Origin of the sequence: Solimonas fluminis, assembly GCF_002930645.1 — a bacterium.
Taxonomy (GTDB): domain Bacteria; phylum Pseudomonadota; class Gammaproteobacteria; order Nevskiales; family Nevskiaceae; genus Solimonas_A; species Solimonas_A fluminis.
The window spans coordinates 340,280-363,319 of the sequence record NZ_PSNW01000004.1; the positions used below are offsets into that span (position 1 = coordinate 340,280).

The window sequence follows — 23,040 nt, forward strand, 5'->3', positions numbered from 1 at the left end:
GCCACGGCATTGCCGTTGGCCGGCAGCGGCTTGGCACTAGAATGCGGGTTCCACCCGCATCACCGGAAGCCCCGACATGGACGCCACCGTCGCCAGCACCGTCATCCTGCCCTGGATCCACTACCTCGCCGTGCTGATGATGGCCGGCGGCGCCGTCGCCGAACTCTACCTGCTGCGCCTGCCCGCCAGCCCGGACGTGGTCCGCCTGCTGCCGCGCGTGGACCGCTTCTACGGCATCACCGCGGTGCTGACCTTCGCCACCGGCATCCTGCGCATGTACCACGGCGGCAAGGGCGCCGACTGGTACTGGCACAACGGCCTGATGCACGGCGTGATCACCGCCTTCGTCGTGGCGGCGCTGGTGTCGGTCGCCCCGACCGTGCGCTTCATCCGCTGGAACCGGCAGCTGGGAGCGGGCGGATCCCTGCCCTCCGAGGCGGAACTGCGCAAGACCAAGGCGCTGGTGCATGTGCAGCTGACGCTGGTGGCGCTGATCGCACTGCTGATCACGCTGGTGGCGCGCGGATACGGCGCGCGCTGAGCCGCGGCGCCTTTCCTAGGAGTCCGCCTGGGGCAGCAGGCGCCTGCGCATCGCGCCCGATAGCCGCATCTCTCCCGGCGCCACCTCCTCGCCGCAGCGGTCGCAGGCCACCGCGGGGACCAGCGGCTGGCCGCAGCGGCGGTGGAACAGCAGCAGCGGCGGACCCTTGCGGCCGGCGAGCCAGCGGTCGCCCCAGCGCAGCAGCGCGACGATGATGGGGAACAGTTCCAGCCCCTGTGCGGTCAGCCGGTAGCCGTCGCGGGCCTCGCCGCCGCGGACCAGCACCTCCAGTTCCACCAGCCGCGCCAGGCGCTCGCTGAGGATATTGCTGGCGATGCCCAGGGCCTCCTGGAACTCGCCGAAGCGGCGGTGGCGATAGAACGCGGCGGCGACGGTCATCGCGGTCCAGCGGTCACCCAGGATCTCGAAGCTGCGCTGCATCAGCGGCTGCGCGGCGGCGATGTCCCCGGGGGCGATGCTGGAACGGCGGTGCGCCCGCGCGCCGGGGTGCGGGTCCAGTCCGGCACCGGGGCCGGGGCGCCAGTCCACCTCGCGCGCCTGGACCGGCTCGCCGCAGGCGGCGCAGCACTGCAGCGGCGTGAACTCGCGGCCGCAGCCGCGATGGCGCAGGCGATGCATCGGGCTCCTCGCGTCGTAGTGCCAGCGGCGGTCCCAGGCGATGATCGCGCAGGCCACGTCATGCAGGTCTGCACCGCGCGCGGTCAGCAGGTACTCGTCGCGCGGCGGATGTTGCTGGTAGCGGCGGCGCGTCAGCAGGCCGGCCTCCTCCAGCCGCTGCAGGCGCTTGGCGAGGACGCTGCGCGCCATGCCGGTCATCTCCAGCAGCTCGCTGAAGCGCCCCAGTCCCAGGAACAGGCAGTACAGCAGCAGCAGCGTCCAGCGATCGCCGATCAGGTTCAGCGCGCGCGTGACGGAGTGCGCCTGCACCGACAGGTTCGGCGTCACGGCATAGCGCCGGGCCTCGGGGGTTCTGGCGTTCAAGGATGGCTGCCGGCGCGGACGCGGCCGGGAACCGCACTCATGCGGCGCGCACCTGGTCGCCCCGCGCCCAGGTCGCGTGGAACCCGGCCGGCACGCGACAAGGCAGCCTCACCGTGGCCACCGGGCCGCGGTCGATGTCGCGCGCATCCAGCACCTGCACCTCGCTGCGGCCGGTGGCGGCCTCGGTGACGAAGACCACGAGCCATCCGTCGTCCTCGTCCTGCGCGGCGATGCGCGGCGCGAATGCCGCCTCGGAGCCGAACCAGCCCGGCGCGTAGCGCCAGCTCCGGCAGGCGCCGCTCTGCAGGTCGTACTTGTGGATGCCGTCGAAGCGCTGCAGGTCGGTGGCGGTGTCGATGGACATGACATAGCCGTATTGCGTGCGCCGGCCCGCGCGGTCGAGGTTCACCACGGGAAACTCGCCGATGCGGTCGTCGAGCTGGCGCTGGCGCACCGCCCCGCTCTTCAGGTTCATGCGCCATTCCCAGGGCACGGCGTGCAGGGCCAGCACCGCCGCCATCGCGGCATAGGGGCCGTAGGCACGGTTCGGCGCCAGGCCGTTGGGCACCATGCGGCAGGCCTGCATGACGATCTCGTCGCCCTCTTCCCAGGCATTGATCACGTGGTAGATGTAGCAGGGATCGGTCTCGAACCAGCGCACCTGGCTGCCCTGCCCGCGCCGCGGCACCACGCCGAAGCGCGCCGGCTGCCCGCGCCGCTGCTCGATGGTCCACTGCCCGCGCGCCAGCCCCTGTTCGGTCAGGACCACCGGCAGGTCGTGCAGGACCAGGTAGTTCTCGGTCAGCCCCATGTCATGCGGCAGCCGCGGCCCCGGCAGTTCCACGGTGCCGGCGTTCAGCAGGCGCCCGTCGCGATCTGCCACGCCGAAGGACATCCAGGGTTCGTACAGCGCATAGTCGAAGAACACCAGCTCGCCGCTGGCGGGGTCGGTCTTGGAATGCGCCGAGACATGCCGCGGCAGCCGCCCCCCGAATCGCTCTTCTCCCAGCGTCTGCAGGCTGCGCGCGTCCACCCGCAACGGGATGCCGCCGACGTACCACAGCGCCAGCAGGCTGCCGCCATGCAGCAGCACGTCGGTATTGGCGGTGTCCTTGTAGACCGTGCCCCTGCGGTCGCGCCGCGCCGGCAGCATCACTCCGCCGGCGCCGCAGCCTTCCGCCTGGTCCGCCTCGAAGTCCGCGGTGCGCAGATAGCGGCTGCGGTACTCGGCACGGCCATCCTCGAACCAGACCCCGTGCAGCATGCCGTCGCCGTCGAACCAGTGATGGAGGTCCTGCGGCGCGCGCGCCGGATTGGGGCCGTTGCGCACGTAGGCGCCCCAGAGTTCGCGCGGCAGTTCACCGGCGATATCGCAGCGCAGTACGGTTTCCTCGCGGCTGACGGGCGCATACAGGCCTTGCAGGTAGGGATTGAAGCGATTGGGATTCCCGGCAGCGGCGGCGGGCGTCTCCATGGTGTTCCTCCCCCGCGCTGCGGCGGAATGCTGCAATGCCGCATGGCGGCTTCGTCGGGGGAGGAGACTACGGTTGTAGGTTTCTTTATGCAAGCGTATGCTGGCTCCATGGTCAGTGGCCCGGCAGAGGCCTCTCCCAGTGCGAGGAAGGAGCTGCGATGCGAAGCGGATTCGCCATCGGGCGCGATGCGAACGGAACGACCGGCTGCCGCCGCCACGATCCGGCGCATCGCCGCCCGCATGTCCCGGGCATCACTGGCGCAAGCCGCCGGGCTCCTGTACCTTGAATGGACTCGAACCGATTTCAACGAAAGAGCGGCCCTGCCCCTACGGGCGGAGGCCGCCACATGACGCAAGCTCCCCACGAAGGATTGCGTCCGGCCTGTGCGAGGGCCGGGCACTTTGGTGCCACTAGAGGAGAAAACGATGAAATCGAGTGTGAAAGGACTCCTGCGCCTTGGCGCGGGCGGAGTCATGCTGAGTGTGCCGATCATGGCCTCGGCATTGAAGTTCGACGTGGGCGAGGTGCAGGGCAGCTTCGATACCACCGTCTCGCTGGGCGCGACGATGCGCATGCAGGACCGCGACAAGTCGCTGGTCGGCATCAGCAACGGCGGCACGGCCCGCTCCGTCAACGATGACGACGGCAACCTGGCCTTCGAGAAGGGAGATGTCGTCTCCGCCGTTGCCAAGGCCACGCATGAAGTCGAGCTGACCTGGCGCAACCTCGGCGTCTTCAGTCGCGTCAACTACTTCTACGACCAGGTTGCCGCCGATGCCACCGACCGGGAAAGCCGCTTCAATGCGGCCGGACTGGCCACTGCCAATCGCAAGTCCAACGACTATGAACTGGGCAAGCGAGGCCGCGACCGCCTGGAGTCGGAATTCGATCTGCTGGATCTGTTCGTCTACGGCAACTTCGACGTGGCCGGACGCAAGCTTTCGGCGCGCTTCGGCCGGCAGGTCGTGAGTTGGGGCGAGAGCACCTTCATCGGCAACGGCATCAACTCGATCAATCCGATCGACGTCGCCAAGATCCGCACCCCGGGATCGGAACTGAAGGAAGCCCTGCTGCCGATCAGCATGCTGTGGACCTCCTACCAGATCACCGACAGCCTCGGCATCGAGGCCGTATGGATGACCTCGTGGGAGAAGACCGAGATCGATCCGAGAGGCAGCTTCTTCTCGACCTCGGACATCATCTCCGACGATGGCGATCGGGCCACCACCGGCTTTGGCCGCCGCGAGGACGACAACGTCATCACGAGGCCGCCCACCGACGGCTCGGCCAGCGTCTGGGTTTCGCGCGATCCCACGCGAAACGCCGACGAGCCCGAAAAGCAGTTCGGCGTCGCCCTGCGCTACTTCTCCGATGCGCTGGCCGGCACGGAATTCGGCCTGTACTACCTGAACTACCATAGCCGCACACCGCTGATCTCGGGGGTGCGCGGTGCCGCAACGCAGGCGGCCAATGTCGGCGTGGACACCTGCTCGATCGATCCCGCCGCGACTGGCTGCCGGGCGTCCTACTTCACCGAGTATCCGGACAACATCGAACTGTTCGGCATCAGCTTCAATACCGACGGTCCCTTCGGCATCGCCATCCAGGGTGAATACTCGTACCGGCCGGATCAGCCCGTGCAGCTCGGCGGAACCGAAATCCTGCTGACCGCGCTGGGCGTGCCCAACAGCATCAACCCCACCCCTGCCACGACGCCCCTGGCACCAGGCACGGAAATCCGGGGATATCGTGAAGTCGAGATGCACCAGGTGCAGGCAACCTTCACCAAGGCCTTCGGCCCCACACTGGCCGCGGAGCAGTTCACGCTGCTGGCCGAGGTCGGCTTCAACCACCTGGCGCTGCCGGACAACCTGCGCTTCAACGGTCCCGGCGCCGGTCTGCCCGCCTGCGGCTTCACTTCGGGCGCCACGCCCTTCGTCGTCTCGAACAACTCCTGCCAGAGCGAAGGCTACGCCACCGACAGCTCCTGGGGCTACCGGCTGGTCAGCCGCATGGATTTCGAGAACCTGATCGGTGCCGTGGGCGTATCGCCACGCCTGGTGCTGGGGCATGACGTCAACGGCGTGGGTCCCAATTTCAACCAGGACACCAAGGCGTTGACCGTAGGCGTGGGCTTCAACTACCTGCAACGCTGGCAGGCCGACATCGGCTATACCGCCTTCTTCGGCGGCCGGACCTACAGCGGGACCGATGCGAGCGGAACGCGGCCCTTCGGCCCCGGCGGCGCGCAGGTCCCGGTCTCGCCGGGCAGTTCCCTCGGCGGCAGCAACATCATCCCGGGCTCGGCTTCGCAGCCCATCGACTATGCCACCAGCGCCAACCCGAACAAGGATCGTGACTTCCTCGCCGTCAGCGTCTCGTACGCGTTCTGAGCGAAGCCACCAGGAGAATTCCATGAAACACAAGATGATCAAGACGGGCCTGCTGGCCCTGGCCTTCTTCGCCGGCACCGCGCAGGCCGCGGTCTCGGCCGACGAGGCTGCCGCGCTCGGCAAGACCCTGACTCCCATCGGCGCCGAGAAGGCCGGAAACAAGGACGGCAGCATTCCCGCCTGGGACGGCGGCCTGGTGAAGCCGATCGCCGGCTTCAAGCCCGGCGGCCACTACCCGGACCCGTATGCGTCCGACAAGCCGCTGTTCACCATCACCGCCGCCAATGCCGAGCAGTACAAGGACAAGCTCTCGCCCGGCCAGATCGCGCTGCTGAAGCGCTATGCCGACTGGAAGATGGTGGTCTACCCGACGCGCCGCAGCGCCGGTTACCCGCAGAAGTGGTACGACGAGTCCATCGCCAACGCCACCAAGGTCAACCTGGTGGGCGGCGGCAACGGCTTCACCGGCGCCACCGACGGCACGCCCTTTCCCATCGCCAAGAGCGGCCTGGAGGCGATCTGGAACCACCTGACGATCTACAAGGGCGACACCTACGCCACCTCCTGGGGACAGGCGCCGGTGACGCAGAGCGGCGACTACAACCTGGTGCGCTTCGACTACGAGTACGACTTCTCGTACGGCAACCAGAAGAAGACGCCGGCGCAGCGGGAGGGCAACCTGCTGTTCTACTTCCTGCAGATCATCAAGGACCCGCCGCGCCTGGCGGGCGGCATCCTGCTGGTGCACGAGTACGCCGACCAGGTGGCCCAGCCGCGCAAGGCCTGGACCTACAGCCCGGGCCAGCGCCGCGTGCGACTGGCGCCGCAGGTGGCCTACGACAACCCGGGCACGGCGTCCGACGGCCTGCGCACCAACGACGACTTCAACATGTTCAACGGCGCCACGGACCGCTACGAGTGGAAGCTGGTGGGGAAGAAGGAGATGTACGTCCCCTACAACAGCTACAAGCTCAACGGACCGCCGCTCAAGCTGAAGGACATCCTGAAGCCGGGCCACCTCAACGGCGACCATGCGCGCTACGAGCTGCACCGCGTCTGGGTGGTGGAAGCCACGCTGAAGTCCGGCACCTCGCACGTGTACAAGCGCCGCACCATGTACCTGGATGAGGACAGCTGGACCGTCGTCGTGGCCGACAAGTACGACAATCGCGACCAGCTCTGGCGCGTGGACGAGATGCACCGCGTCCAGTACTACGACGTGCCCTTCCTGGGCCCCGGCCCCGAGGTGCACCACGACCTGCAGTCCGGCCGCTACATCGCCATGCAGCTGTTCAACGAGGAGAACACCCTCTACAAGCCGGTCAGCCGCACGCCGGCCGACTACACGCCGGACGCGCTGCGCAGCAAGGGCACGCGCTAAGCCTTTCAGCACCACCCTGGCACCTGGGGCGCGACGCGAGTCGCGCCCCGATTTTTTTGTGCGCTGCAAGGTTTCTCGGGGCCTCCGCTGGGCTATAGTCGCATCCGTCATTCACCCCGACGCGACAGGCACAGAACGGCGACATGGACGCTGTCACGCCCCCGGCCGAAGTCTTCACCCACAAGTTCTTCGCCCCACCCTCGTATCCCGGCGCCATCCACCGGCGGGAGCTGCTGGAGCGCCTGTTCCGCCAGCCGGGCTACGGCGTGGTCGTGGTGCAGGCCCCGGCGGGGCACGGCAAGTCCACCCTGCTGCAGCAGGCCAAGAGTCTGGCCGACCAGCAGGGGGCGCTGACCGGCTGGCTGGCCTTCGACGAGGCCGACAACGACATGCGCCGCTTCACGGTGCACATGCAGGCGCTGGTGGAGGGCCTGGGTCGCCAGGACGCCGCCGCCGACGGCCCGCCGGGCACGCGCCGGCGCCTGTCCGACTGGATGTCCACCCAGCTGGTGCAGTTCGACCGGCCGGTGCGGCTGTTCTTCGACGAGTTCCAGGTGCTCAACAGCCGCGGCGTGCTGACGGCCTTCCGCGACCTGCTGGAACGCATCCCGGAGAACGTCACCATCTTCATCGGCTCCCGTGCGCTGCCGGAGATCGGCCTGGCACGGCTGATGGTCAACAACCAGGCGCTGGTGCTGCGCGCCGACGACCTGCGCTTCACCCACGACGAGGCCCAGCAGTTCTTCTCCCAGGCCCGGGACCTGGGGATCAGCCCGCAGGAGCTGGACGCCATCTACCGCCAGACCGAGGGCTGGCCGGCGGCGCTGCAGCTATTCCGCCTGTCCCTGGCCAGCCCTTCGGTGCGCCGCAGCCTGAGCGGCATGTCCGGCTACAAGCCGCGCGAGCTGGCCGAATACCTGGCCGACAACGTGCTGACCCTGCAGACACCGCGCGTGCAGGAGTTCCTGCGCCGCAGCTCGGTGCTGACACGCCTGTCGGCCGACCTCTGCGACCATGTCACCGGCTGGCAGGACTCGCAGAGCATCCTGCTGTTCCTGGAGCGCTCCGGCCTGTTCCTGCGCAGCCTGGATTCAGACCTCTGCTGGTTCAAGTACCACACCCTGTTCTCGTCCTTCCTGGCCGAGCAGGTGCGCAGCGAGGAGCCCGAGGCGCTGCTGGAGGTCCACCAGCGCGCCGCCGACTGGTTCCACGGCCACGGCATGCACGAGGACGCGCTGCACCACGCCATCGCCGCCCGCAACTACGGCTTCGCCACCGACATCATGAACGTCTGGGCGGACCGCCTGATCGCCGACGCCAACCTGGTGACGATGGAGCGCTGGTCCGACAACCTGCCGCTGGACCAGATCGCCAAGCGCCCGGAACTGGCCATCAAGATCGCCTGGGCGCTGATCTTCCTGCGCCGCCACCACAAATTGCGGCCGATCCTCGGCACGCTGGAGGAGGTGTCGCAGGAATCCGAGACCCTGGTGGCCCGCTCGATGCTGTCCCTGGTGCTGGACGACATGCCCCGCGCCTTCGGCCAGGTGGACCAGATCCCCATCGCCGGCCAGCAGCCGGTGGGATTCCGCGCCTTCGAGCTGGGCGCCGCCGCCAACCTGAGCGCCTACCGTGCGCTCTGCGCCGGCGACTTCGACAAGGCCAGCGAACTGCTCAACATCGCCCGCAGCTACGGCGAGCGCGGCGAGGCCGCCTTCAGCGGCGGCTACACCGTGGCCGTGGGCGGCATGAACCTGGTGATGCAGGGCCGCCTGGCCGAGGCGCTGGCGCGCTACCGCGCCGGCATGTCGGCCCACCACCTGGACCTGGAGAAGCCCTTCGCCACCGGCTCGCTGGTGTCCTGCTTCATCAGCGCGCTGTACGAGAGCAACGACCTGGACACCGCGGAATCCATGTTCACGCAGTTCCACGACGTGATCGCCGACGGCGTGCTGCTGGACTTCATGGTGCCCGGCTACATCGCCATGGCCCGCATCCAGGACGTGCGCGGCCGTCCCAACCGCACCGAGGAAATCCTGGCCGAGGCCGAGCAGATCGCCCACACCGCCGGCTGGCCGCGCCTGATGCGCATCGTCAGCTGGGAACGCGTGCGCCGGCTGCTGCTGGCCGGCGAGATCGACCGCGCCCAGGCCATCGCCAGCCGCATCCCGCGCCAGCCCGAGTTCGCGCTGCCGGAAGGCTGGATGATCTACACCGAGGCCACGGAGGGCGACGCCATCGGCGCCATCCGCGTTGCCCTGCACGGCGGCAACCTCGATACCGCGCTGGCGCAGCTCGCTTCCGAGCTGGCCGTGGCCCAGCGCCAGGGCCGCAGCTACCGCCAGATCAAGCTGCTGGTGCTCGACGCCCTGGCCCAGCGCGCCCGCGGCAACGACAACCACGCCCACCGCAGCCTGCACCGTGCCCTGCAGCTGGCCGAGCCCGGCGGCTTCCTGCGCCTGTTCCTGGACGAGGGCGAGAAGGTCCTGCCGCTGCTGCGCGACGAGCATGCCGCGCTGGCCGGCAACAGCTCGGCCGAATCCTCGGCGCTGCGCGCCTTCGTCGCCCGCCTGCTCGACGCCGCCGGCCAGCACGCCGACACGTCCGCCCACCCCACCGACAGCGGCTTCCAGCCGCTGGAGCCGCTGACCGACCGCGAGAAGCAGATCCTGGTCTACCTCGCCAACGGCGTATCGAACAAGGAAATGGCGCGGCGCATCTTCGTGTCCGAGAACACGGTGAAGTTCCACCTGAAGAACATCTACTCCAAGCTGGCGGTGGCCAGCCGGCTGCAGGCGATCAACGCGGCGCGGCAGATGGGGCTGCTGTAGCCGCGTTGCGCGGCTGCACGTCGGGAAGCCGAATCCGTAGGAGCGGCCGTTGGCCGCGACACACGGGCCATCGTAGGAGCGCCACTTCGCGGCCAACGGCCGCTCCTACCAAAGACCATTTCTTAGGTCGGAGCGACGCAAGCCGCGATGCGAATATGCAGAGATCGCGACTCGCGTCGCTTCCACATCAAGCCGGACGCTAGCTGCTCAGCATCACCCGGTTCTGCGCCCTGAACCACACGAACCAGTCGATCGCCGAGGGATTGAGCATGGCATCGCGGCTCGCCGCCTTCTCCAGCGGCCAACCCACCAGGATCTTGCGCACCGGCACTTCCATCTTCTTGCCGGTCAGGGTGTAGGGGATGTCGTCGACCCGGTACATCTGGTCCGGCACATGCCTCGGGCTGCAGTCCGCGCGCAGGCGCCGGGCGATGCGGTTGCGCAGGTCCTCGTCCAGCACGGCACCGGGGCGCAGCTTGACGAACATCGGCATGAAGAAGCGCCCGCCGGCCAGCTCGCAGCAGACGATCAGGCTGTCCAGGATTTCCTCCATGCGCTCGACGCTGCGGTAGACCTCGGCGGTACCGATGCAGACGCCGTAGCGGTTCAGCATGGAGTCGGAGCGGCCCAGGATGTAGCAGCCGCCGCGCTCGTTGATGCGGATGAAGTCGCCATGGCGCCAGACGCCCGGCCAGGTGGAGAAATAGGACTCGCGGTAGCGCTTGTCGCCCTCGTCGTTCCAGAAGCGCAGCGGCATCGACGGAAAGGGCTTGGTCACCACCAGTTCACCCACCTGCCCCCGCAGCTCCTGTCCCTGCTCGTCCCAGACGTGCACGTCCATGCCCAGCGAACGCGCCTGGATCTCTCCGGCATGCACCGGCAGCGTCGGGCTGGCGCCGACGAAGGCGGAGGCGATCTCGGTGCCGCCGCTCTGCGAGGTCACCCAGAGATCCGGCTTCACTGCCTCATGGAGCCAGGAGAAGGTCTCCGGCGTGGACGGCGAGCCCACCAGCAGGATCATCTCCAGGTCCGGCAGCTGGTAGTGCAGGCGCGGGCGCAGGCCGTCCTTCTGCATCACCTGCACGAAGCCGGGGCTGATGCCCAGGTGCGTCACCCGCGCCTGCTCGGCGATGCGCCAGAGCACGCCGGAATCCGGCGCGATCGGAGAACCGTCATAGAGCACCGGCGCCGCATCCTGCAGCAGGCAGGCCAGCAGGATGTTCCACATCATCCAGCCGGTGGTGGAATAGAAGAACGGCCGCGAGCCGGGCCGCAGGCCCAGGTGGAAGGCGCCCACCTTGCAGTGCTCCAGCAGCACGCCGACGTGGCTGTGCACCACCGCCTTGGGCAGGCCGGTGGTGCCGGAGCTGAACAGGATCCACAGCGGATGGTCGTAGCCGACGCGCTCGTAGCGGAAGCCACTGCGCGGCACCTCCGGCTGGTCCAGCAGCTTGCCCCAGGGGATGGTCCCCGCCGGCGGCGGCCGGTCCGGATGCAGGTAGGTCAGCCAGACCGTGTGCTGCAGGCTGTCCAGGCTGCCGAGGATCTGCTCCACCTCCCCCTCCCGGGGGAACTCCTGCCCGGCGAAACGGTAGCCGTCCACCGCGAACAGCAGCTTGGGCTTGATCTGCGCGAAGCGGTCGATCACCGCCCGCGCGCCGAACTCCGGCGAGGCCGCCGCCCAGATGGCGCCGATGGCCGTGGTCGCCAGCATGGCGATGGCGGTCTCCGGCACGTTGGGCATGTAGCTGGCCACGCGGTCGCCGGGGCCGACGCCGAGCTTGCGCATCTGTTCCGCCAGGATCCGCACCTGGCCGCCGAGCTCGTCCCAGCGCATGGTCGCCGGCGCACGCAGCTCCGAGGAGTGGTGGAACACCACCGTCTCGGGGTGATCGGCCTCGCGCCGCAGCAGGTGCTCGGCATAGTTCAGCCGCGCACCCTCGAACCAGCGCGCGCCCGGCATGGTCCGGCGGTCGAGCACGCGCAGGTAGGGCGTCTCGGACCGGATGTCGAAGTAGTCCCAGCAGGCGCCCCAGAACTGCTCCAGCTCGTCCACCGACCACTGCCGCAGCGCCTCGTAGTCCTCCAGGTCCAGGCCGTTGCGGGCATTGACCCAATGGCGGAAGCGCTCCACGCCGGACAGCGCGCAATAGGCCGCCGGGGGCGTCCAGAGCAGATCGCCCTCGGCGACGCCGCGCGGCGTCTCAGCCAGCGCGGCCATGGTCCCCTCCCGCCTTGGCCTGGTTGCGGTTCATCTCAGCCGCGGCGCACACCGGGCGCATGCACCGTCAGGATCGGCTCGCTGACCAGGCCGAACTGCTGCAGCACGCCCAGCAGTTCGCGGTGGCCCAGCGCCTGGCAGCCGGAGGCGAAGCCGTAGCGCTTCGACGGTGCCTGCAGCAGGTGGTAGGCGAAGTAGGCCTGCATCAGGCCGGTCTGCTTGTAGTTGCAGTTGCCGTGGATCACGCAGTGCGCACGGCCCAGCGCGCCGCTGGCATGCACCGAATCCACCGAGATGTTGATGCGCGGGTTCTCGCGCGGCGGCATGCCGGCCTGCAGCGAGGCAGCCATGTCGGACAGCGCCTTCTCCTGTTCGGCCTTGGGCAGCGGCTTGATCTTCTCCTCGATCACGGCGTTGATCTGGATCACGCTCTCCATCACCGTGCGCTCGAACACGCCCCCCATGACCTTGCAGTCGGACACGCGCGGGTCGTTCTTGAACCAGACCGGGTGCGCGGTGCCGCCCCAGGGCAGGGCCAGTGCCATCGTGTGCTGGCCCGGCACCGCCACCTCGGCCTTGGCGCCGAAGGGCCATTTCACGTACTGCTTCTGCTCCAGGTAGTAGAAGTCGGAAGTCAGGATGCTGAAGATGGTCTGGGTGGAGGCATAGGTCGGGAAGCCCTTCCAGAGGACCAGGATGTCCAGCTTGTCCAGGCCCGGCGTCTCCAGGCAGAGGTTCGCGGCGATCTCGCCGGTGGTGTACATCTGCGCGATGCCCGGCGCCAGCACCAGGTTCTTTTCCTTGAACTTCTCGCCCCAGGTCTCCTCGGCGTGCATCATCCAGTTCTGCTCGCCATTGGTGTCGGAGTAATGGCAGCCGGCGGCCAGGGCCGCCTCCACCGCCTCGGGCCCGTACTTCATGAAGGGGCCGACCATGTTCAGCACCACCTTGGCGCCCTTGAACAGCTTGGTCAGCGCCGCCGTGCTGTGCTCCACCTCGGCAATCTCGTAGTCGGCGTTCTCGATGCCGGGCACCTTGTCCATCACTTCCTTGATGCGCTTGGCGTCACGGCCGGCGGCGATGAAAGGCAGGCGATACTCGCGCAGGTACTCCGCCACGAGGCGGCCGGTGTAGCCGGTGACACCGTAGATCACGACAGGCTTCTTGCTGCTCATTCTTGTTTCTCCTCTGGATTCTGTTTGTGGGGTTGAAGCTCAGGCGGTCATGCCGCCGTCGACCACGAGGTCGGAGCCGGTGACGTAGCTGGATTCGTCGGAGGCCAGGAACAGCACCGCCGCCGCAATCTCGGAAGGTTTCGCAAAGCGGCCCATAGGGATGCGCGCCAGCGTGCGCGCGGCAAACTCCTGGGCCTTCTCGGGCGCCATGCCGGCCAGCGCGCCGGCCACCATCTGCGTCTCGGCGAAGCCCGGGCAGACGTTGTTGATGCGGACCGGGTAGCCGCTGCGCGCGCAGTGGATCGCCGCCGAGCGGCTGAAGATGCGCACGCCGCCCTTGCTGGCGTTGTAGGCCGGGATCAGGGGCTCGCCCATGATGCCCTCGATGGACGCGATGTTGATGATGGAACCGCCACCCGTCTTCATGCGCGCGATGGCCGCCTGCGTGCCGTTGAAGACGGCGGTGAGGTTGATATCGATGGTGCGCTGCCAGTCCTTCTGGGAAATGGCCTCGACGTCGGCAATGCCGGCGACGCCGGCGTTGTTCACCAGCACGTCGAGCCGGCCCCAGTCGGCGATCACGCCGTCCAGCACCTCGTCCCACTGCGCCAGGTCGGTGACGTCCTGCACGCGGAACTTCGCGTCGGGGCCCAGGCGCCTGGCCTCGGTCTCGCCCGCCGCGCGATCCACGTCGGTCAGCAGCACCTTGGCGCCCTCCGCCAGCAGCGCCTCGGCCGCCGCCAGCCCCAGACCCCGCGCGCCGCCGGTGACGACGCAGACCTTTCCTTGCACTCGCTTGCCCATCATCGGCTCCTCAAGCCTTGGCCGCGGCAGCGGTGCCGCGCCAGTCGTAGTCGGTGGATTCCTGCGCGAACTTCACGAACCAGTCGATGGACTCCGGGTTCATCATCGCGTCGCGGCTGGCGGCCTTCTCCAGCGGCCAGCCCATCAGCAGCTTGCGCACCGGCACTTCCATCTTCTTGCCGGTCAGCGTGTAGGGAATGGCCTCGACGCCGTAGATCCGGTCCGGCACATGGCGCGGGCTGCAGTCGTCGCGCAGGCGCGCGTTGATCTTCTTGCGCAGCGCGTCGTCCAGCGTCGCGCCGGGCTTCAGCCGCAGGTACAGCGGCATGAAGAAATTGCCGCCCGGCAGTTCCACGCAGACGATCAAGCTGTCGGCCACCTCCTCCACCTGCTCCACCGCGCGGTAGATCTCGGCGGTGCCGATGCGCACGCCGAAGCGGTTGAGCGTGGAGTCCGAGCGGCCATAGATGTAGCAGCCGCCGCGATGGTTGATCTTGATGAAGTCGCCGTGGCGCCAGACGCCCGGGAAGACCTCGAAGTAGGACTCGCGGTAGCGCTTGCCGCCGGTGTCGTTCCAGAAATGGATCGGCATCGACGGGAACGGCTGGGTCACGATCAGCTCTCCGACCTCGTCCACCAGTTCCTTGCCGTCGTCAGTCCAGGCATGCACGTCCATGCCGAGCATGCGGGTCTGGATCTCGCCGGCATGCACCGGCAGGGTCGGCGTGGCGCCGACGAAGCCGCTGCAGATCTCGGTGCCGCCGCTCTGCGAGGTCACCCAGAGATCCTGCTTCACCGCCTTGTAGAACCAGGCGAAGGTTTCCGGCGTGGACGGCGCGCCGGCCACGACGATGCCCTCGAGCGCCGACAGGTCGTACTGCTCGCCGGGCTTGAGGCCCGCCTTCTCCATCATCTGCACGAAGGTCGGGCTGGCGCCGAAGCTGGTGGCACGCGTGTCGGCGGCCAGCTTCCACAGGAAGTCCGGCGAGGGGTAGGCCGGGTTGCCGTCGTAGAGCACGGCCGCGCTGCCGGTCAGCAGCGACGCGATCACCAGGTTCCACATCATCCAGCCGGTGGTGCTGTAGAAGAACATCACCGACTGCGGGCCCAGGTTCAGGTGGAAGCTGAGCAGCTTGTAGTGCTCCAGCAGCACGCCGACATGGCTGTGCACGATGGCCTTGGGCAGGCCGGTGGTACCGGAGGAGAACACCACCCACAGCGGGTGGTCATGCTCGACGCGGGTGAACTGGAAGCCCTCGCGCGGCACCTCCGGGTGGTCCATCAGCGCGTTCCAGCTCACCAGGTCCGGCATCGCCGGCGGCGCGCCCTGCGGATCCAGGTAGGGCAGCCAGACGATCTTCTGCAGGCTGGGCAGCGAGCCGGCGATGCGCCGCACCTCCTCCTCGCGCCGGAAATCCTTGCCGCCGAAGCGGTAGCCGTCCGCCGCGAACAGCAGCTTGGGCTCGATCTGGGAGAAGCGCTCGATCACCGTCTTGACGCCGAACTCCGGCGCCGCCGAGGACCAGATGCAGCCGATGGCCGCCGTGGCCATCATCGCGATGGCGGTTTCCGGCACGTTGGGCATGTAGGACACCACGCGGTCGCCGGGCTGCAGCCCCATGGCGCGCAGGCGCGTGGCCAGGATGCGCACCTGGCGGCCCAGCTCGCGCCAGCTCATGGTGGCCAGCGCACGGGTTTCGGACAGGTGATGGAATACCGGGCGCTCGCCGCCTTCGGCCTCCTGCCGCAGCAGGTGCTCGGCGTAGTTCACGCGCGAGCCGGGGAACCACTGCGTTCCCATCATCCCGCCATCCGCGGGGCGCTGCAGGACACTGCGGTAGGGCGTGTCGGACTGCACCTCGAAGTAGTCCCAGATCGAGGCCCAGAAGCCCGCCGTATCCTTCACCGACCAGCGCCACAGAGCATGGTAGTCGGCGCTGTCGATGCCGCGCTCGGCCTTCAGCCAGCGCTGGTAGCGGGCGATGTTGGAGCGGTCCGCGAACTCCTGCCGCGGGGTCCAAAGCTTTTCTCCTTCCATGACCATCGCTGTTTCTCCTTATCGTTCTTTTCTTCAGCCCAGGGCGTAGATGTCGTAGCGCACCGTCGAGCGCACCAGGTCCGCATGTCCGCGACCGACGCAGGCCCGCCGCTGCAGCCACTGGTAGGCCGGATGCGCCGTGCGCAGGCGCGGAAAGGTGTGCAGATGCACGTCGGGGGGAATCTCGCCGCGCAGGAAGCGCTCGTAGGCCTCTTCGCCGAAATCGCCCTGGCCGTCGTAGCGCATGTCGATCAGCGCGCCGTCCTCGGTTTCCAGGGTCAGCAGCACCTCGAGCAGGCCGATGCCGTCGCGGCGCAGCAGGAAGGCGTCCTGCCCGACCGCCCGCAGGCGGCCACGCAGCCGCGGCCCCTCGAAGCGCCCGCCGGTGACGTGGAAATTGATCCGCACGCCCTCCGGCACCGGGCCGATCACCTCGGGCGGCGCCTGCAGCGTCGCGTCCATCGTGAAAAGCCGCTCGCCGCGCAGGGACAGGTCGTTCATGCCCGCAGCTCCGCCAGGCGCTTGAGCACCGACTCCGGCTGCGCGTCGGCCGGGATCGCGGCGTAGCGGAAGCCCTGCGCCGGGCAGTCTTCCGCCGCGGCACCGCCCCAGTAGGCCGGCGCCAGCGGGCGGCCGCTGGCCGACTCCGGCGCGATGACGAAGGCCAGTCCCGACGCCGCCAGGCCGGCCGGACCCTGCAGGCCCGCCTCCCAGCGGTAGTGCGCCGCCACGTTCAGCACGGGCGTGTACAGCTCCGGCAGAGGCGGCTGCGCGCCCTCCTGCAGCAGCAGCACATCGATGCCGGCCTCGCCGAAGCTGCGCAGGAAATCCGCCATGTAGACCGCCGCGCTGTCGGTCTCGTCCTCGCCCGCCTCCGTCTCCTCGCCGTGCGCGAGCCGATAGGCCGCCGCCACCCAGGCTCGCGGCGAGGGGCAGGCCAGCGCCAGCGGCGCCTCGGCGAAGCAGGCGCGCAGGCCCCGGGCCAGCTCCACCAGGTGCGCACGCAGGGCTTCGTCGGCGAGCAGCGTCTTGAGCGGCACCACGGCCCGGCGCTTGGCGGCCATGGCCTCGCGCAGCGCCGGATGCGCCGCCACCCAGGCCTGCGCCACCGCCGCCACCGGCAGCTGCAGCACGTCGGAGCGCAGCAGGCCCTGGGCCTTGCGCTGCAGCGCGATGGTGCCGGCCACGTCCAGCCAGGGCATGGCACCGCCGCCGAGCAGCGCGCCGGCATAGTCGCCGTAGTCCAGCCACAGCGGCCGGCGGCCCGAGGCCAGCAAGGGGGTGAGCGCGGGCATCAGACCGCCGTATAGCCGCCGTCCAGCACCAGTTCGGTGCCGGTGATCCACTGCCCGGCCTCCGAGCACAGATAGATCACCGCGCTGGCCACGTCGGCCGGCTGCCCGAAGCGGCCCAGCGGATGCGCCGCCTTGAAGGCGCCTTCGGCGGTGGCATAGTCCGGCGCCAGCTTCAGGTCCACGAAGTGCTTGATGAAGTTGGTGCCCATCTCGGTATCGACGATGGCCGGGTGCACCGAGTTGACGCGGATGCCGGTGCCCAGCTGCGCGCATTCCACCGCCGCCGCCTTGGTCATCAGGCGCACCGCACCCTTGGAGGCGTGGTAGGCGATGTGGCCGGTGGTGCCGATCAGGCCGGCCACCGACGACAGGTTGACGATGGAGCTGCCGGGCTTGAGCACCCGCACCGCGTGCTTCAGCCCGAGGAACACGCCGGTGACGTTGACGTCCATCAGCTTGCGGAAGTCCGCCACCTCGCAGTGCGCGAGCAGGGCCGCCGTCTCGATGCCGGCGTTGTTGACGACGATGTCCAGGCCTCCCAGCTCCTTCTGCGCCGCCGCGATGGCCTGCTCCCACTCGGCCTCCACCGTGACGTCATGGTGCTGGAACGCCGCCTTGCCGCCGGCCTTGCGGATCTTCTCCGCGGTCTGCTGGCCCACCGCGTCGAGGATGTCGGTCACCATCACCGCCGCGCCGGCCTGCGCCAGCGCCTCCGCCACCGCGGCGCCGATGCCGCGCGCGCCGCCCGTGACCAGGGCCACCTTGCCGTCCAGACGGAACACCTTGTTGTAGTCGGTCATTGTTCTCCTCCTCCTGCTTTTCTATCTTTTGCAATCCCTACCCGAACCGCTCATGCCGAGTGCCGCGTAGCGGCGTATCGAGGCACGCGCCGCCGTCCATGGCGATACAGCAGTTTGCCCATTGAACCCCGGCCCGGCCATCCATGGCCGGGCGTGATCCGTCGCAGGCAATGCCATTCAGGCATTGCCACGGCGCGACGCATCACCCTGGCAGGCCGCCAGCTGGGCCTTGAGGCTCTCCACCTCGCCCTCCAGCTGCATGATCGCGATGTCCTTCGGGTTGGGCATGAACACACCCTGGATCTGGTCCGCCGGCATCTTCACGCGCTGCCCCATCGGGGTCGTCGCGTAGATCTCCTTCGGGTTGTCCCAGGAGCCCAGGTAGGGCAGGTGCGCCGGCGGCTCCGGCGTGACCCATTCCTTGCAGAACTGGTCGAAGGGCTTGCCGCGGGCCAGGCGCTGGCGGCGCGCCTCGGCGCGCAGCTGCACGGTCGCCTCCTCGTCCACCACCAGGGTCTTGTCGTCGAACACCACTTGGTAGATCTCGCGGGCCAGGTCGGGCGACAGCAGGTCCTCGCGGACATCCTTCATCACCAGGGCCGGATCGCGCTCCAGCACGTCGCCGTAGCCGCCGCCGGAACCCTGGCAGATCATGTAGATTTCGCCGTCGCTGCAGAGCTCGAAGGTCATGCCCATGTCGTTGCTGCTGTACTTGCCGCCCTTGATCGGCCGCTCGTTCATCAGCTTGACGATGTCGAACACCTCGACGATCTTCGGGTCCTTCTTCAGTTCCTCGAAGATGTTGATGCCCTTGATCTTCATCAGCTGGTAGCTGGGGCAGGAATAGCCGCCGAAGAGTCCCTGCGCCGACGGGAACTTGGAGCCTTCGCAGCCCGTCATGAAGCCCCACAGGCCGGAACCGCGCGCCGTGGCGATCTGCTCGTAGCCCATGCCGCCGCGGTACTTGCCGAAGCCGATGCGGTCCTTGGCCAGGCGCTGGGCGCCCAGGCGGATGATCGGCGTGTCTTCCTCGTTGATCTCGTGCTCGCCCGAATCCGCCATGAAGCCGAACACCGGCGACACCGAGTGCTCGCCGTCGGCATGGCTGCGGGCGCCCTGCCCCATGCCGTTGATGTCGCCGCAGAAGTTGCCGGTGACGTCGCCGTGCTGGGTCAGGCCGCCGTAGATGAAGGTGGCGGCCTGGTCGTACTGCGAGGCGATGATCGCCGAGTACTTCTTCGGCAGGCTGTAGTTGAACTTGGCCATCGGGATGGTCCAGGCCACGCAGGCCTTGAACAGCGGCATCAGGCTCATGGCCTGCGGCATCTCGCCCTCGGCATCGACGATCGAATTGCGGTCGGTGATGACCTCGATCGGCGACAGCACCGCCATGGTGTGCGGCAGGTCCGGCCAGATGTTCTGCAGCAAGCCCGTGGCCAACGCCGCCTTGAACGACGCCAGGTTGGTATTGACCGAGCGGTTCAGGAATTGCGGTGCCGTGCCGCGGAAGTCCATGATCATGCGATCGCCCTTGACGGTGACCGCCACGCTGATCTTCTGCATGATGTTCTCGCGCAGCGACGAGTCCATGAACTGCAGCACGCGGGTGGTGCCGTCCGGCAGCTCGCGGATGCGGCGGCGCACCTCCACCTCGGTGTCCTCCAGGTGCATGCGCATGGTGCCGATCAGCGCCTCGCGGCCGAACTGGTCCAGGATCGCCACGATGCGCTCGCGCAGGCGCATCACCGCATGCAGCTTGACCTTCATGTCCTCCAGCTGCAGCTTGGGATCGCGCACCGAGTTCTGCAGGAAGGTCACCAGGTCGCGCTTGAGCTGGAAGTTCTCCACCACCTTGAAGGGCGACATCTTGATGCCCTCGTCGTACTTGCTCTCGGCGGCGGCGGGCAGGCCGCCCGGCTCGCAGGCGCCGTTCTCGCCCTCGTGGATCGTCGAGGACAGCCAGCAGATCAGCTCGCCCTTGTAGTACAGCGGCATCATCATCGACTGGTCGGTGTTGTGGACACCGCCGTAGCGCGCATCGTTGTGGATGAAGCCGTCGCCGTCCTTGACGCCCACGGTGGGGTCTTCCATCCAGTTCTTGATGATGAAGCGGATCGGGTAGAACGCGCAGGCGGCAAAGGTGATGATCCCGTGCGGGGCGATCATCGCCAGGTTGCCGTTGGCGGTGTAGATGGCTGTCACCAGGTCGCCCCACTTGGCACCCGGGGCCGCGCCCATCTGGTTCACCATCTGGAAGGACTCGGACAGCGCCGCATTGACCAATCCGCGGATGTGGTGCGCCCTGTGCGCGTCGAAGCCCTTGGAGAGGATCGCCTCCTCCGCCTCCGAGCGTGGCGCCACGCCGTGGTTGCGCATGATCTCGGGGTCCGGCCCGAGGAACATCTTGTTGTCGGCGAGGAACTTGTCCAGCAGCGCCTGGTCTTCGGCGGAAATCTTGTCGTGCATGTCTCGCTCCTCTTATTCCTTGATGAACCAGACACCGCCCTGTGCCGCGGCGTGGAAGGTCCAGCCCGGCTCCACCAGGTAGGTGGTCGCACGGGTCGTGACGATGGCCGGCCCCGCGATGCGGGTACCCTCCGCCAGCGCCTTGTCGTCGTAGATCGGCGTATCGATCGCCTGGTCCTGGCCCACGTAGTGGCAGGGGCGCTTCGACACCGGCTCCGGCGGCGCGACGGACTTGCCGCTGAGCTTGAGCTTGGCGAAGGCCACCTTGGGCTGCTCCACGTAGGAGCAGACGCGGATGGTGTTGATGCGCACGCCGGTCTCCGGCGACTGGCTGCCCTCGCCGAAGCGCGCACCGTAGCTCTTGTGGAACTGGTCCATCAGCGCCAGCACCTCGCGCTGCGAGTGCAGGCGGCCCATCTCCGTGACCACGGCGGTCTGCACGCGCTGGTTGCCGTAGCGCATGTCCAGTTCCAGGCGGTAGCGGATCTGGTCCACCGGCATGCCCTGGCGGACCAGGTCCTCGCGCCCGCGGCGTTCCAGCTCCTCCACGCTCTTGTTGAAGCTGTCGTACTGGTTGAAGAAGCTCTTGGTGGCCGGATTGAACAGCACCGTCCAGGTGCTCATCTCGTGGATGTGCATCTGGTTGACGTTGCCGGCGCCGCAGGCCGAGAAGGTCGAGGAGAACGGCGGCGCCAGGATCTTGCTGACGCCCAGCGCGTTGGCGATGCCGCAGGCATGCAGCGGACCGTTGCCGCCGTAGGCCAGGATCGTGAAGTCCTTGGGCTCGTAGCCGCGGGTGCGCAGCTCCGTGGCGATGCCGTTGGCCATGCCCGCGTCCACGTTGCGCTTGATCAGCTTGGCGGTCTCGACGACATCCATGTCCAGGTCGTCGCAGAGATGGTCCTCGATGGCCTGCTTGGCGCGGCGCGGGTTCAGCGGGATGCGGCCGTTGGCGTAGTTCTTCGGATCCAGGTAGCCCAGCACCAGGTCGGCGTCGGTCACCGTCGGCTTGAGTCCGCCGCGGTCGTAGCAGGCCGGGCCGGGATCGGAGCCGGCGGACTGCGGGCCCAGCTCCACCGAGCCGAACATGCGGTCGTAGCGGGCGATGGAGCCGCCGCCGGCACCCAGCGTCACCAGGTGCACCATCGGCACGGACACCAGCCAGCGGTCGATCACCGGGTTGAAGTCGTAGTGCTTGACGCCGCCTTGGTCGACGATGCCGATGTCGAAGCTGGTGCCGCCCATGTCGGTGGCCACCACGTTGCCCAGCTCGGCCGCCGCGGCCAGGTGCTCGCTGGCGGCGATGCCGGAGACCGGACCGGAATGGACCGTCTGCAGCGCGTCGGTGGAGTTGAGCTGCGCCATGCCGCCGGAGTTGTGGCTGACCAGCATCGGCTTGTTGTAGCCCTGAGCGCGCAGGTTCAGCTCCAGCGTGCCCAGGCCGTGGTACATGGTCTGGTGCAGGAAGGCGTCCATGATCGTGGAGGTGCCGCGGGCGTACTCACCCTTGCGGCCGGCCACCTGGTGCGACAGCAGCATCGGGATCGCGCCCAGCAGGTGCGCCGGATACTCCTCCAGGAAGATCTCGCGCACGCGCAGCTCGTTCACCGGGTTGACCACGCTGTTGGTGAACATCACCACCAGGGCCTCGGCGCCGGCGTCCACCAGTTCGCGGATGCGCAGGCGCACGTCGTCCTCGTCCAGCTTCCAGAACACATCGCCCAGGTAGTCGACGCGCTCGCGGACCTCGCGGATCATCGGGATGGGGACGATGGGCTCCGGGCGCGAGGCGTTGGGGATGTCCATCTGCTCATGCTCGGACAGGCCCTCGCCGTAGCCGCGGGCGCGGGACAGCGGGATCGTGCTCTTGAACCCAGAGGTCACCAGCACGCCGATGCGCGGCCCCTTGCGCTCGATCAGGGCATTGGTGCCCAGGGTGGTCGAGTAGCGCACGGAGTCCACTTCCGACAGCAGCTTGGAGGATTCCAGGCCCAGCTGCTTGCAGGCATCGCCCAGCGACTCGTTGAAGCCCAGCGCCAGGTTGTGGTGCGTGGTCAGGGCCTTGCCCTCCACGTACTGGTTGTCCCAGACCACGAAGCAGTCGGTGAAGGTACCGCCGATATCCACGGAAACGCGTTTCATGTCCGTCGCCTCCCGGGTCAGTGCTTGTGGCCGTGATGGCCGTGGTCATGGCCATGGGCCTGGGCATGCAGGGCGCGGCCGTGCTTGACCTTCTCGGCGGCCAGGTCCGGACCCCGGACCTCCTCCACCACCTCCTCGCGATCCTTCCACTGCAGCTTCAGCGCATCGATATCCAGCTCGATGTCGTACAGCGGCGGATGGCCCGGCGGCAGGTACTCCGCCTCCACCAGCGTGCCGCAGGACGAGCAGTAGTACTCCAGGATGCGGCACCAGGTCGGGTCCGGCGAATAGGTGCGGGAGTACATCTTCGTGTCCAGCAGCGGCTTGTGGATCTCGCGCGGGTCGCGGTCATACACCAGCAGGCCGCGCTTGTAGTTGTCGCGGGCGTCGCCGTGGACGTGGCCGCAGCGGCGGCACTCCCACTTCTCGGTATCGAGATTGATGCGCAGGTATTCGGTGATCAGGACTTTCATGAT

At 68.2% G+C, this 23,040-nt stretch carries 16 protein-coding genes; 4 read left to right on the plus strand and 12 right to left on the minus strand.

The genetic code is table 11. The features are described 5' to 3' along the window. Nucleotides 1-76: 76 nt before the first annotated feature. Nucleotides 77-541 (plus strand): DUF2214 family protein, encoded by a 465-nt coding sequence (locus C3942_RS10000; protein WP_104230236.1) that lies wholly within the window; start codon nucleotides 77-79, stop codon nucleotides 539-541. A 15-nt stretch (nucleotides 542-556) separates the two neighbouring features. On the opposite strand, the gene C3942_RS10005 is transcribed toward C3942_RS10000, so the two are convergent. Together C3942_RS10005 and C3942_RS10010 are read right to left on the minus strand one after the other, a co-directional pair. Next, nucleotides 557-1,543, minus strand: a complete 987-nt coding sequence (locus C3942_RS10005; RefSeq protein ID WP_104230237.1) for a winged helix-turn-helix transcriptional regulator — start codon at nucleotides 1,541-1,543, stop codon at nucleotides 557-559. A 37-nt stretch (nucleotides 1,544-1,580) separates the two neighbouring features. Next, nucleotides 1,581-3,017: a carotenoid oxygenase family protein gene (locus tag C3942_RS10010; protein WP_104230238.1), complete on the minus strand. Its 1,437-nt coding sequence runs from the start codon at nucleotides 3,015-3,017 to the stop codon at nucleotides 1,581-1,583. Between the two features lie 474 nt (nucleotides 3,018-3,491). Between C3942_RS10010 and C3942_RS10015 the strand changes: the two genes are divergently transcribed. The 3 genes from C3942_RS10015 to C3942_RS10025 all read left to right on the plus strand — a co-directional run bounded on the left by C3942_RS10015 (nucleotide 3,492) and on the right by C3942_RS10025 (nucleotide 9,623). Further along, nucleotides 3,492-5,411, plus strand: coding sequence for a DUF1302 domain-containing protein (locus C3942_RS10015; RefSeq protein ID WP_165797404.1), 1,920 nt, complete (start codon nucleotides 3,492-3,494; stop codon nucleotides 5,409-5,411). Between the two features lie 22 nt (nucleotides 5,412-5,433). Further along, nucleotides 5,434-6,792 (plus strand): DUF1329 domain-containing protein, encoded by a 1,359-nt coding sequence (locus C3942_RS10020; RefSeq protein WP_207766042.1) that lies wholly within the window; start codon nucleotides 5,434-5,436, stop codon nucleotides 6,790-6,792. A gap of 143 nt (nucleotides 6,793-6,935) precedes the next feature. Further along, a complete protein-coding gene (locus C3942_RS10025; protein ID WP_104230240.1) occupies nucleotides 6,936-9,623 on the plus strand; it encodes a winged helix-turn-helix domain-containing protein in 2,688 nt (895 codons plus the stop codon). A gap of 199 nt (nucleotides 9,624-9,822) precedes the next feature. Here C3942_RS10025 and C3942_RS10030 read toward each other — a convergent pair whose 3' ends face one another. The 10 genes from C3942_RS10030 to C3942_RS10075 all read right to left on the minus strand — a co-directional run bounded on the left by C3942_RS10030 (nucleotide 9,823) and on the right by C3942_RS10075 (nucleotide 23,037). After that, on the minus strand, nucleotides 9,823-11,844 hold the full coding sequence (locus tag C3942_RS10030; protein ID WP_104230241.1) for an acetoacetate--CoA ligase: 2,022 nt from the start codon (nucleotides 11,842-11,844) through the stop codon (nucleotides 9,823-9,825). 35 nt (nucleotides 11,845-11,879) lie between these two features. Further along, nucleotides 11,880-13,019, minus strand: a complete 1,140-nt coding sequence (locus C3942_RS10035) for a DUF5938 domain-containing protein (protein ID WP_104230242.1) — start codon at nucleotides 13,017-13,019, stop codon at nucleotides 11,880-11,882. A gap of 39 nt (nucleotides 13,020-13,058) precedes the next feature. After that, on the minus strand, nucleotides 13,059-13,823 hold the full coding sequence (locus tag C3942_RS10040) for a glucose 1-dehydrogenase (protein WP_104230243.1): 765 nt from the start codon (nucleotides 13,821-13,823) through the stop codon (nucleotides 13,059-13,061). A 10-nt stretch (nucleotides 13,824-13,833) separates the two neighbouring features. Further along, nucleotides 13,834-15,867, minus strand: coding sequence for an acetoacetate--CoA ligase (locus C3942_RS10045; protein ID WP_104230244.1), 2,034 nt, complete (start codon nucleotides 15,865-15,867; stop codon nucleotides 13,834-13,836). Between the two features lie 27 nt (nucleotides 15,868-15,894). Then, nucleotides 15,895-16,362 carry a DUF3237 domain-containing protein gene (locus C3942_RS10050; RefSeq protein ID WP_104230245.1) on the minus strand — a complete coding sequence of 156 codons (468 nt, stop codon included), beginning with the start codon at nucleotides 16,360-16,362 and terminating at the stop codon, nucleotides 15,895-15,897. Next, nucleotides 16,359-17,156 carry a hypothetical protein gene (locus C3942_RS10055; protein ID WP_104230246.1) on the minus strand — a complete coding sequence of 266 codons (798 nt, stop codon included), beginning with the start codon at nucleotides 17,154-17,156 and terminating at the stop codon, nucleotides 16,359-16,361. Before C3942_RS10055 ends, C3942_RS10050 begins: the two co-directional genes overlap by 4 nt. Continuing rightward, nucleotides 17,156-17,956: a glucose 1-dehydrogenase gene (locus C3942_RS10060; RefSeq protein ID WP_104230247.1), complete on the minus strand. Its 801-nt coding sequence runs from the start codon at nucleotides 17,954-17,956 to the stop codon at nucleotides 17,156-17,158. Before C3942_RS10060 ends, C3942_RS10055 begins: the two co-directional genes overlap by 1 nt. A 177-nt stretch (nucleotides 17,957-18,133) precedes the next feature. Next, nucleotides 18,134-20,422, minus strand: a complete 2,289-nt coding sequence (locus C3942_RS10065; protein ID WP_104230248.1) for a hydantoinase B/oxoprolinase family protein — start codon at nucleotides 20,420-20,422, stop codon at nucleotides 18,134-18,136. 12 nt (nucleotides 20,423-20,434) lie between these two features. Then, nucleotides 20,435-22,564, minus strand: a complete 2,130-nt coding sequence (locus C3942_RS10070; protein WP_104230249.1) for a hydantoinase/oxoprolinase family protein — start codon at nucleotides 22,562-22,564, stop codon at nucleotides 20,435-20,437. A gap of 17 nt (nucleotides 22,565-22,581) precedes the next feature. Next, complete coding sequence (locus tag C3942_RS10075; protein ID WP_104230250.1) at nucleotides 22,582-23,037, minus strand: acetone carboxylase subunit gamma; 456 nt, start codon at nucleotides 23,035-23,037, stop codon at nucleotides 22,582-22,584. Between the last annotated feature and the right edge of the window lie 3 nt (nucleotides 23,038-23,040).

Excerpts from the sequence above, each read along its gene's own strand:
- C3942_RS10000 (WP_104230236.1), top strand. The coding sequence starts at position 77 with ATGGACGCCACCGTCGCCAGCACCGTCATCCTGCCCTGGATCCACTAC.
- C3942_RS10010 (WP_104230238.1), bottom strand. The coding sequence starts at position 3,017 with ATGGAGACGCCCGCCGCCGCTGCCGGGAATCCCAATCGCTTCAATCCC.
- C3942_RS10015 (WP_165797404.1), top strand. The coding sequence starts at position 3,492 with ATGCTGAGTGTGCCGATCATGGCCTCGGCATTGAAGTTCGACGTGGGC.
- C3942_RS10020 (WP_207766042.1), top strand. The coding sequence starts at position 5,434 with ATGAAACACAAGATGATCAAGACGGGCCTGCTGGCCCTGGCCTTCTTC.
- C3942_RS10025 (WP_104230240.1), top strand. The coding sequence starts at position 6,936 with ATGGACGCTGTCACGCCCCCGGCCGAAGTCTTCACCCACAAGTTCTTC.
- C3942_RS10030 (WP_104230241.1), bottom strand. The coding sequence starts at position 11,844 with ATGGCCGCGCTGGCTGAGACGCCGCGCGGCGTCGCCGAGGGCGATCTG.
- C3942_RS10035 (WP_104230242.1), bottom strand. The coding sequence starts at position 13,019 with ATGAGCAGCAAGAAGCCTGTCGTGATCTACGGTGTCACCGGCTACACC.
- C3942_RS10040 (WP_104230243.1), bottom strand. The coding sequence starts at position 13,823 with ATGGGCAAGCGAGTGCAAGGAAAGGTCTGCGTCGTCACCGGCGGCGCG.
- C3942_RS10045 (WP_104230244.1), bottom strand. The coding sequence starts at position 15,867 with ATGGTCATGGAAGGAGAAAAGCTTTGGACCCCGCGGCAGGAGTTCGCG.
- C3942_RS10050 (WP_104230245.1), bottom strand. The coding sequence starts at position 16,362 with ATGAACGACCTGTCCCTGCGCGGCGAGCGGCTTTTCACGATGGACGCG.
- C3942_RS10055 (WP_104230246.1), bottom strand. The coding sequence starts at position 17,156 with ATGCCCGCGCTCACCCCCTTGCTGGCCTCGGGCCGCCGGCCGCTGTGG.
- C3942_RS10060 (WP_104230247.1), bottom strand. The coding sequence starts at position 17,956 with ATGACCGACTACAACAAGGTGTTCCGTCTGGACGGCAAGGTGGCCCTG.
- C3942_RS10065 (WP_104230248.1), bottom strand. The coding sequence starts at position 20,422 with ATGCACGACAAGATTTCCGCCGAAGACCAGGCGCTGCTGGACAAGTTC.
- C3942_RS10070 (WP_104230249.1), bottom strand. The coding sequence starts at position 22,564 with ATGAAACGCGTTTCCGTGGATATCGGCGGTACCTTCACCGACTGCTTC.
- C3942_RS10075 (WP_104230250.1), bottom strand. The coding sequence starts at position 23,037 with ATGAAAGTCCTGATCACCGAATACCTGCGCATCAATCTCGATACCGAG.